The organism is Microcoleus sp. PH2017_08_TRC_O_A, assembly GCF_020738665.1.
Taxonomy (GTDB): domain Bacteria; phylum Cyanobacteriota; class Cyanobacteriia; order Cyanobacteriales; family Microcoleaceae; genus Microcoleus.
On sequence record NZ_JAEQCE010000138.1, the window covers coordinates 1 to 9,847 of the forward strand.

Sequence of the window (9,847 nt, forward strand, 5' to 3'; positions counted from 1 at the left end):
GGGCTTACAAGTAAGCTGTCTCAACGGCTGTAATGACGCAAATACGTTAAACAAATAGAAAGTGTCTAGAAAGTACAGGCATAATGGCTGGAAGGGTAGGTTTATCATAACTTCTCTAGCTCAAGGAATATTGACAGGTAAATTTGGGCCAGAACACAAATTTGCAGAAGGCGACCACCGCACCAAAAATAAGCTGTTCCTCAAAGAAAATTATGCCCGAGTGCAAACAGCATTAAATCAACTCAAGCCAATTGCCGATCGCCACCAAACAAGCTTAGGAAACTTAGCATTAGCGTGGTTGATTGCCCAGCCACAAACCAATGCAATTGTCGGCGCCCGCGACGCAGAACAAGCCACCGATAACGCTAAAGCGGCTGAGGTAAAGTTGAGTCAGGAGGACTTAAAAGAGATTGACGCGATCGGGCGAACAGTCACCGATCGTTTAGATGACAATCCCGTCATGTGGAACTTCTAAAATAGTTGACAGTTGACAGTTGACAGTTGACAGTTGACAGTTGACAGTTGATAAAGAACTTTAGTCCGAACGATCAAACCAACTTTTAAAGTCTCGGACGCATGGATAGTCAGAAACCGGGTTTTTTGCATTGTACTGCGTTACAGCCCGCAGATTCGATATAAAACCCGGTTTTTTTGGTATTTATTCACAAGTTTTATTCGCTCTAGCTTCCCATATCTCAAATCCCAAATCCCCAAATCCCAAATCCCAAATCGAATGAGTTACTGCCTAAACCCCAATTGTTCCAAGCCCCAAAACCCGGATGCAGCCAAAATTTGCCGAAATTGTCGGTCAAAACTGCTGCTGCGCGACAGATATCGGGCCATAAAGGCGATCGGACAAGGAGGTTTTGGCAGAACATTCCTCGCCGTTGACGAAGACAAACCCTCAAAACCGCGCTGCGTCATCAAACAATTCTTACCAGCAGAAACCCAACTCATCCCATCAGCCAGCAATCGCAACAGCAAAAAAGCCGCCGAACTTTTTGAACAAGAAGCAATGCGATTGGATGAATTGGGAAAACACCCTCAAATTCCCGAACTATTAGCCTATTCCATCCAAGACAACCGACAATATGTAGTCCAAGAATTCATCGACGGACAAAACCTAGCACAAATTATAGCAACAGAAGGCACATTTACAGAAACTCAGATTCAAGAATTACTCAACAGCTTACTACCCGTCCTGCACTTCATCCATTCTCACAACGTTATTCACCGAGACATCAAACCAGGAAATATCATCCGCCGCGCCGATAAACAATTAGTTATAGTAGACTTTGGCGCTGCCAAAATTGCCACAGGTACAGCCTTACTCAAAACAGGAACCAGCATCGGCAGCCCCGAATACATCGCCCCGGAACAAGCCCGAGGCAAAGCATCTTTCACCAGCGATTTGTACAGTTTAGGCGTAACTTGCCTGTATTTATTAACTCAAGTTTCCCCATTTGATCTGTTCGATCCGGGCGAGGATGCCTGGATTTGGCGGCAGTATTTAAGTAACAACCCGGTGAGTAAAGAACTCGGGAAAATTTTAGATAAAATGATTGAAAATGCTACCAACCGCCGCTATCAAATGGCTGTAGAAGTATTAACACAACTGAATCCAGAAGCAGCAATTAAACTCACCATTCCGCAAAAAATCACCAAACCAGTTAAACCCGCCACTAATCCCAATCCGCCCCCACCGCAAACCCATAACTGGCAATGTATTCACACATTAAGCGGACACAAAAACTTAATTTCATCTGTAGCTTTCAGCCCCAACGGAGAAGTTATCGCCAGCGGCAGCGATGACAAAACAATCAAACTTTGGCAAGTTGAAGACGGGCAAGAAATAGTGACTCTCGCAGGACACACAAACTCAGTTCATACAGTAGTTTTCAGCCCTGACGGAAAGACACTCGCCAGCAGCAGCCACGACAAAACAATCAAACTTTGGCGAATGAAAGACGGGCAAGAAATTCGCACACTTTCCGGTCACATTAACTCCGTTTATGGCTTAGCTTTCAGTCCAGATGGCGAAACTATTGCTAGTAGCAGTTGGGACAAAACCATCAAACTTTGGCGCGTGAAAGACGGGCAAGAAATTCGCACATTCTCCGGTCACATTAACTTAGTTTACTTTGTCGCCTTCAGTCCAGACGGAGAAACTATTGCTAGCAGCAGTTGGGACAGAACCATCAAAATTTGGCGAGTCAAAGATGGCAAGCTAATTCGCACGCTGATAGGTCATACAGACTGCGTTCGCTGTTTAGCTTTCAGCCCAAACGGAGAGTTTCTGGCAAGCGGCAGTCACGACAATACGATCAAAATTTGGTGGATGAAAGACGGGCAAGAAGTTTTAACAATTGCAGGTCATTCTTGGTATGTTGATTCGATCGCATTTAGTCCAGATAGCGAGATTCTGGCTAGTAGCAGCAATCAAACAATCAAGATTTGGCGGGTTAAAGACGGTGAAGAAATTTGTAATATTGCGGGTCATACTAACTCGGTGTATTCTGTTAATTTTAGCCCGGAAGGAGAGTTTTTGGCGAGCGGCAGCAGTGACAGAACTATTAAAATTTGGGGGTGCAATCGATAAAATAGTAGAAGTTCCTTTATGACTCGGCGGTTGAAACCGCGTCTACACAAACGAAGTCCGCCTACGCGGACTGAAAAAACCGAGGTAAAACAATGGATACCAGCGCGACCTATCGAGAAATCGTAAAACAGGTGATTCTTCAATACGCTAAATTGCGTCCCTCTCATGGAGACATTAGACTAGATCCGGTGTTGGATGAAACACGCGATCGCTATGCTTTAATGCAAGTGGGTTGGGATAGAGGACGGCGAGTGAGAGGGAATTTAATTTACATTACCCTAGAAGATGGAAAAGTTTATATTGAATACGACGGCATGGAATGTGGCATTACCCAAAATTTAATAGACCAAGGTATTCCAGAAAACGCTATTGTTTTAGCTTTTCTGCCACACTCTTTAACAGCTTTGACTACCGCTGTGTAGTGATGAAAGGCAAAAGAGCGATCGAAAAATAAACTCATTCTTTTTAATCTATCTGCTTCACGACATCCAAGGGTAGTCCTAGCACCCCTGCAATTTGCTCATCCTTCAATCCCAACTGTCGTAATTTACCAACCATGTCAATTTTAACTTGATTCGTGCCGTCCTGATAGTCGGGAGTCGCAGCCTGACTTTTATCTGGGGTAGAAGTGGGTAGTTCTGAGCAACCATTGATATAATTAATTGTGTTGCTCTCCCAAAAATTAGTAGTGTTGCGATCGCCAAAATTTATATTCAGATTTAATTGCCGTTCTAGAACAGATTCCAGATTACTTTTATCAACTGGTTCATCAAAAGTATCAGATAACATTTGCAAAAGTTTATAACCTAAATCCTTAGCATGACCCGCCGTACAACCGTAAGTACCTGCAATATCAGAATATTTTTGTCAATTCAGTATTCCCTCGATAATTTTACGCTGCAAGTCATTGAGATGTTTGCCTGTTTTCGCGTTGAGCGCTTCATCTACAAATTCCAAGATATCGGCGGTGTTCATCACTAGGGGTGTCAGAGAACTCTCGTTACTATACCAGACTTTTTCCGTCTTTTTCCGCCTTGCACCCCGAGTTGAGAAATACCCGTCTTTTTCCGTCTTTTTTTCCATTGTCAGTTTTGGGCGATCGGTCTATGATAAGGAAGAGCTACAAAGCAGCTTGGTTGGTAGAAGGGACTGGGCATCTAATCTTAATCTCCAACAGCGACCGATGGGGCTTTACTATTTTGCGAGTTGCGATCGCACTTCTAAATTATCTTATAGGTTTTGGGCGATCGCCTGTATTGTGAACAGAATTTCATCTACCAGTTTTCAGGCTTCTGCGATGTCCATCGATCGGTCAGATAGACAGGTTTTTCCGATATTATCCGATCTTTCCGACATTTGAGCAAATTTTTCTGGAAAAGTTCCGACTCAATCCGACTGACAGGGCGATCGGGCTTGGGTTTGGATTGGGAAGGTATTGTTTGACACTTAGATTGTTAAATATGAATCCGTAAAAGGAGATAAGTATGAAAAAATTGATTGTGGGCATGATTTCTGGAGTTGGAATTTTTGCTTCTGCATTACCAGGGGTAGCTCAGAATCCACCACCTCCAAATATTTTATCTGGTATCTATGAGAGTCAAGGTCACCTATATTACTGGAATAACACCGAGAAAACTTCGTGTCACATTGTCGGTCCTCCCCAGTTGAGGCTATTTGTTAATAGAGGTATGCCGAGTAGAGGAAATGCACCTTTTACTCCCTATAATTTTCGAGGTGGTTGTCTATGGCCTCAAGGGCTTTATGTGCCACCAAACAACCAAGGCAGAGTGATGTACATCAACTCCCGTAAAGAGATTTGCCACGTAGGACCGTCATTGTTCGGATTGTTACGCCAGCAATTTGGAGCGCCGCTGGAAGGTCTTTCTCTAGAAGTTATCTCTCAAGGTTTGACAAATATTGGTACTTGCCCCAATCCTGGATAAAATCTTGGGTATTTTTAATACTTCTGCGATGTCCGTAGAGCGATCAGATAGGGAGGTTTTTCAGATATTCTCCGATCTTTGCGACATTTGAGCAAATTTTTCGGGAAAAGTTCCGACTCAATCCGACTGACAGAGTTATCTCTGTTGATTTATGACTGTAAATCGATAGATGCGAATGTTTAGGTGACAAGATGAATAAATTACTGAAATTTACAATGTGCCTTGCTGCGGCTACCTTAGCCCAAGTTTTTACTGGATTTATTAATGATGCTCAAGCTCAACCTAAGAACCGCTCAGATTTGAATGGCTTACTACTCGCGCATCCTAGTAATGGTAAAGTCTACTGGATCGATCAAGGAAAACGACGGTGGATTGCAGGTCCTAATGTTTTCGACCTCTTGTTTCCTGGAAGGCAGGTTCAGCAATATATAGATGTCGAGCTGATTGAGGAAGCATCACCATTAACAATGGAAAATAGAGTTGTTCTTTGTAAAGAGAACGGTCATCGTTTAAATAACAAAGCGTATCTTTTGGATCAAGGTACTAAACGCTGGGTTGCAGGTCCAAAAGCTTTTGAACGTAACTTTGTTCTAAAAGCGGTAACACCTATATCTTGTCCGGCTTTGGTCAGCATCCCAGACGGTAGACCTATCCAATAGGTCGCCCACGTTTATGGAAGTTCTAATCTGAAGACGCTATTTCTCACTAGAGCGCTATTACTTTTTTTATTGATGGCGATCGATAAGGGGTGTGGATGCGATCGCACCTTGTCTTTTTTCACGGACAGGGCGATCGCACTCTTTGTGTGGATGCGCTCGCCCCTCTCTTTTTTACCGATCGACATCGACGCTTATTAGAAGCGGATAATCTCGATCGTGCATCGCGATCTCTGAAAACAAACATCAAATTCTCGAAAGAAGTTTGTTTGCCCAAGAATTAAGGGTATTTGAGAGGATTCTGCCCAGGCAAATGCTAGACGAACTGGTTCCAAATTCCCAATTTGAACCTGCACAAATACACCCCGCGCCTCAACACTTGCAAGATTTCCTGCCAATGGCAAGCGGACAGTTTGTTCCTCCCAAATTGCACCCAATTGCAGCCCTATGTCATAAGGTAATAGGTTGACCGCAGACCCAGTATCTAGCAGTGCATTCGCGGAGACAGAAAAGCCTGCATGACGAGCGAGTGATGGGAATCGTGGGTAATGCTTCATCGTCAGAAAAGGGAAACTCGATCGTACTAGGTATGAGTAGATGCCTCTCGGTCATCCCGAATCATCTGCATCAGAAGGTTTGCAGCTTCCGTTGCGTCGTAGGGCGACCAAACCGGATACTCTGATGCAGAAAAGATAACTTGTAGTTCAGCCTTTGGGATTTGCACAGCTAGGAGTTTGAAGAGTGATAATTTGTCTGACTGGCTCAGACTGTTCACCAAAGGAATTAACTCAGCGAGAGACATAGTTTAAACTCCCAGACATACAAGGATACATTTATCATAAACGATCTGTGAGACACGGTTTTATAGATAGGCGATCGATAAGGACTGGGATGCGAGCGCACATTGTCTTTTTTTACCAAAAATCTAATTTTAAACAGAAGTACGATCGCCCTTCCTCCACTTCTTCAACAACTCCGGCGTCACCAAACCTTGCGGAAAAAATATCGTCCCCAAAACAATCAGTACCCCAAACACAATTAACCGCCCATCCCGCAGAAATTGCGCCAACCAAACCGGCAATCCCTGAATAGTCGCCATTCCCCTCAAAACCTCCGGTAAAGCAGTAAACACCATCCCACCCAAAACTGCTCCCAAAAACGTTCTGCTACCACCAATTAACACAGAAGTCAAGTAAATAATACTAGCATCAAAAGTACCTTGACGCGCGTTCCAAGTATTCAGAAAATGTGCACTAACAGCACCCACAACCCCAGCTAAAATAGCACCTAACGTAAAAGCCAGAACCTTATAAAAAGTTGGATTAATGCCGATCGCATCAGCCGCCAACTCATCAGCGCGGATCGCCGCAAAAGCCCGCCCCACCCGAATCCGTTCCAGCCGATAGACAATCGCCATACTTACCAACAGTAAAGGTAGTACAATCCACAAATACTCGATCGGCGTTCCAAACGGTTGCGGAATCCCAAAAATCCCCACAGCCCCGCCAGTGATGTCCAGATTCAGCGATAATACGCGGAGAATTTCCACAAAAGCAATAGTTGCGATCGCCAAATAAATCCCCCGCAACCGCAGCGCCGGAACTCCCACCAAAATACCCAACAACCCCGAAACAGCCCCTGCAATTATCATCTCCACTAACAGCAGTGGCAGCGGAAATAAACCCCCCGTCGTTTGAAACACCGTCGTAGACAAAATCGCCGCAATATAGCCGCCCAAAGCATAAAAACCGGGGCTAGCGAGAGACAATTGTCCAGTCATCAAAGGCAAATATAGCGACAATCCCAACATTGCACCCAGCAACATCGAGACAATCAGAAACCCATAAGTAGTAAAAAATGTAGCCATAACTTTATCTTAAATTATAAACATACTTAAATACGGGCTTTCTATCAAATGCGATCGCATCCGAATTATTCATTTCTCTCTTCTCTTTCTCTGCGCCCTCTGCGCCCTCTGCGGTTAAATCATTCCGATGTAACCGGAATCGATCTAACAAACTTACACCTTTTGAATCAAACGCCGCCCAAACAAACCCTGCGGCCTAACCAACAGCATAATAAACAATATCGCAAAAGCCACAGCATCCTTATAAGCCGAAAAATCTCCCGGCACAAAAGCCTCCACCAAACCAATGATAAACCCACCAAAAACAGCCCCCGGAATACTCCCCAACCCACCAAGCACAATCACAGCCAAACCCTTTAAACCAAAAGCAATCCCAAAATACGGCCCCGCAATACTCACACTAGAACCCACCAAACTCCCCGCCAAACCAGCCAGAAAACTACTCACAAAAAACGTCAAAACAATATACCTGTCAGTATCAATCCCCAACAGACTAGAAGTAGTAGCATCTTCAGCCACCGCCTGCATTGCCTTACCAAATTTAGTGAAATTTATCAAGTAAGTTAGGAGACTAACAATCGCCACAGCCACCACAAAAATCACTATTTGCACAGTGCGAATCGGAATCTGTCGATCCGCCGTACCAAAGTTAATAGCTGCTGGCAAATTGCCGTAAGTATTAGCCGGAAAAGTGTAAATCTCAGCCCCGACAAGATATTGAATCATATTTGCGATCGCCACCGCCGCCCCCAAACTCGAAACCACCGTCAGCAGAGGATCGGAGTTTCTGCGACGCAAAGGCAAAAAAGCAACTCTTTCCACAATTACTCCCACCAAACCAGCCAACACACTGCCCAAAATTAGCGCCACCGCGAAAGGCAACTGCACGGGAATTCTAGCATTAGCCAACAACCCGTTAAAACCGAAAGCACCGCCCATCAGCGCATAAGTGAAATAAGCACCTAAGGTAAACACTGCACCGTGAGCAAAATTAATAATCCCGAGAATAGAAAAAACCAGCGTGTATCCTAGCGCAAAAATAGCATACACGCTGCCGATCGACAAACCATTCAGAAATTGTTGCAGAAACAGAGTTAAGTCCATCGCCAGTCACGAATTAGGCATCAAAATTAAATCATTCAATCACAAATAAGCTAAAAAACTACTGTCATATTTTTTGACTACATCCGTTAAATCCGCTACAAAATCCCTTGCCGAACTTCCTTTATTTCAAAAATTCAAACTTCCCATTAACTCCATCCGCATCCATTTTAATTTGTGCCACATAAAAGTCTTTTTGATTGATTTCACCTTCCGGCGTAAAAGAAATTTCCCCCAAAGGCGTGTCATACTTGGCAGCCAACAACTGCTCATTAAGCTTTGTACGCAATTCGGCCAAAGGCTTTTCACTAACCTTAGACTGAGCATTAATTGCCTTTAATGACTCCACAAAAACTTGAACGCCCGTAAAAGCTTGAGCGCTAAACTGAGGCGGTTCCTTCTTAAATTGAGCGCGATAAGCATCGCGAAAAGCCTTATTAATTTCATTCTGATATTCCGGGCTGTACGCTTGGGCAATCAAAACCCCATCGCAAAGAGCCTTACAAACAGTAAATACATTGGAAGTATTCAAACCGTTGCCGCCAATGATAACGCCTTTGTAGCCCAACTCCCGCAATTGCTTAATTAAATTGCCTCCATCTGCGGCCAACCCAGAAATAATGATCAAATCGGGCTTGACATTGATCGCATTAGTGGCTTGAGATTGGAAATCTGTATCAGTAGTCAAGAATTTTTGGACTGTTGCCAATTCCAGTCCCATCTCTTTAACGGTTTTCTGAAAAGTTTCAGTCTCAGATTTGCTGAAAGCATCATTCTGAGCAAAAAACACGGCTACTTTCTTAGTATTGGGATTTTGCTTCAGTGCAGCTTTAACCGCATTCGGTGCTACCACAGCTACAGGCGCGGAGACTCTGGCCACATAATCGCCAATCTGGGGAATGCCTTTAGCCGTATTGGAGGGTGCGAGCACGGGAACTTTGGCGCGATCGGCGATCGGATCGGCACCAAAAGCTTGCTGTGATAGAGTTGGGCCCACAATCCCCACCACCTTATCCTGATTGATCAGAGTATTGAACGCATTAATCGCCCCTTGTTCATCTCCACCCGTATCTTGGAACACCAATCTAATCGGCGTCCCATCCACACCGCCCTTATCGTTAAAATATTTCTCAGCAATTTTCGCCCCAGCCACCTGTTCCTGACCGAGTAAAGCCACATTGCTAGTTTGCGCCACCCCAATCCCTATATATATAGTCTTGGAATTCTGCCCGGCCGAACCCTGTGGCGAAGTACCGGCAGAGGGCGAAGTCGCCGGAGATGCTGTGGTAGAGGTTTGGGGAGTATTTGTCTGACTGCAAGCCAGCAACAGTGAAGCGCACGTAACGAATAAGGCACTAGGGCGAGCTGTCGGTTTTTTCATGAGCGGGCGATCGAACACATATATATAGAACATCTGTCTGTGTCTGTAGAGATATTCTACCCATTAGCGTCCGAGTCCCCGGAAAAAACCTTAGAATTACGCCCCAAACAAGTGAAATCCGGAAAAGCAGATTGGGCGATCGGGTCAAAGAGTCGGTCTCAACAGTCGAAACCCATACGGTGTATGAATTCAAAAAAAGTCAAAATTATTTTCGCAAAACGCTTGACAAGCCCTTGCGAAATAAGTATATTAATAAAGCGCCAGAGAGAGAGCGGTTCACACCGCGAACTTAAGGCACAG

Annotated in this window: 13 protein-coding genes; 6 read left to right on the forward strand and 7 right to left on the reverse strand. The window is 44.5% G+C overall.

Annotated features, from left to right (window positions below):
- Positions 1 to 61 precede the first annotated feature (61 nt).
- The 3 genes from JGK22_RS31230 (at position 62) to JGK22_RS31240 (ending at position 3,021) form a co-directional block, all read left to right on the forward strand.
- Positions 62 to 475: an aldo/keto reductase gene (locus tag JGK22_RS31230; protein WP_366027161.1), complete on the forward strand. Its 414-nt coding sequence runs from the start codon at positions 62 to 64 to the stop codon at positions 473 to 475.
- 258 nt (positions 476 to 733) lie between these two features.
- Positions 734 to 2,599 (forward strand): serine/threonine-protein kinase, encoded by a 1,866-nt coding sequence (locus tag JGK22_RS31235; protein ID WP_293314433.1) that lies wholly within the window; start codon positions 734 to 736, stop codon positions 2,597 to 2,599.
- Between the two features lie 92 nt (positions 2,600 to 2,691).
- Complete coding sequence (locus tag JGK22_RS31240) at positions 2,692 to 3,021, forward strand: XisI protein (protein WP_293208351.1); 330 nt, start codon at positions 2,692 to 2,694, stop codon at positions 3,019 to 3,021.
- 43 nt (positions 3,022 to 3,064) lie between these two features.
- Here the strand turns inward: JGK22_RS31240 and JGK22_RS33385 are convergent, their stop codons facing one another.
- Both JGK22_RS33385 and JGK22_RS33390 read right to left on the reverse strand, forming a co-directional pair.
- Complete coding sequence (locus tag JGK22_RS33385) at positions 3,065 to 3,388, reverse strand: hypothetical protein (protein ID WP_363319241.1); 324 nt, start codon at positions 3,386 to 3,388, stop codon at positions 3,065 to 3,067.
- Positions 3,389 to 3,466: 78 nt separating this feature from the next.
- Positions 3,467 to 3,682 carry a hypothetical protein gene (locus JGK22_RS33390; RefSeq protein WP_325315940.1) on the reverse strand — a complete coding sequence of 72 codons (216 nt, stop codon included), beginning with the start codon at positions 3,680 to 3,682 and terminating at the stop codon, positions 3,467 to 3,469.
- A 23-nt stretch (positions 3,683 to 3,705) separates the two neighbouring features.
- On the opposite strand from JGK22_RS33390, the gene JGK22_RS31250 reads away from it, so the two are divergent.
- The 3 genes from JGK22_RS31250 (at position 3,706) to JGK22_RS31260 (ending at position 5,201) form a co-directional block, all read left to right on the forward strand.
- Complete coding sequence (locus tag JGK22_RS31250) at positions 3,706 to 3,861, forward strand: hypothetical protein (protein ID WP_293208353.1); 156 nt, start codon at positions 3,706 to 3,708, stop codon at positions 3,859 to 3,861.
- A 222-nt stretch (positions 3,862 to 4,083) separates the two neighbouring features.
- On the forward strand, positions 4,084 to 4,542 hold the full coding sequence (locus JGK22_RS31255; protein ID WP_293208355.1) for a hypothetical protein: 459 nt from the start codon (positions 4,084 to 4,086) through the stop codon (positions 4,540 to 4,542).
- Between the two features lie 191 nt (positions 4,543 to 4,733).
- Complete coding sequence (locus tag JGK22_RS31260) at positions 4,734 to 5,201, forward strand: hypothetical protein (protein ID WP_293186877.1); 468 nt, start codon at positions 4,734 to 4,736, stop codon at positions 5,199 to 5,201.
- Between the two features lie 194 nt (positions 5,202 to 5,395).
- Here JGK22_RS31260 and JGK22_RS31265 read toward each other — a convergent pair whose 3' ends face one another.
- From JGK22_RS31265 to JGK22_RS31285, 5 genes are all read right to left on the reverse strand, one after another.
- On the reverse strand, positions 5,396 to 5,755 hold the full coding sequence (locus JGK22_RS31265) for an aspartyl protease family protein (protein ID WP_293186878.1): 360 nt from the start codon (positions 5,753 to 5,755) through the stop codon (positions 5,396 to 5,398).
- A 26-nt stretch (positions 5,756 to 5,781) separates the two neighbouring features.
- Positions 5,782 to 6,000: a hypothetical protein gene (locus JGK22_RS31270; RefSeq protein WP_293186879.1), complete on the reverse strand. Its 219-nt coding sequence runs from the start codon at positions 5,998 to 6,000 to the stop codon at positions 5,782 to 5,784.
- A 129-nt stretch (positions 6,001 to 6,129) separates the two neighbouring features.
- Positions 6,130 to 7,065 (reverse strand): branched-chain amino acid ABC transporter permease, encoded by a 936-nt coding sequence (locus JGK22_RS31275; protein WP_293314435.1) that lies wholly within the window; start codon positions 7,063 to 7,065, stop codon positions 6,130 to 6,132.
- A 153-nt stretch (positions 7,066 to 7,218) separates the two neighbouring features.
- Positions 7,219 to 8,169, reverse strand: a complete 951-nt coding sequence (locus JGK22_RS31280; protein ID WP_293214068.1) for a branched-chain amino acid ABC transporter permease — start codon at positions 8,167 to 8,169, stop codon at positions 7,219 to 7,221.
- A gap of 121 nt (positions 8,170 to 8,290) precedes the next feature.
- A complete protein-coding gene (locus JGK22_RS31285) occupies positions 8,291 to 9,580 on the reverse strand; it encodes an ABC transporter substrate-binding protein (RefSeq protein ID WP_366027167.1) in 1,290 nt (429 codons plus the stop codon).
- Positions 9,581 to 9,847 lie beyond the last annotated feature (267 nt).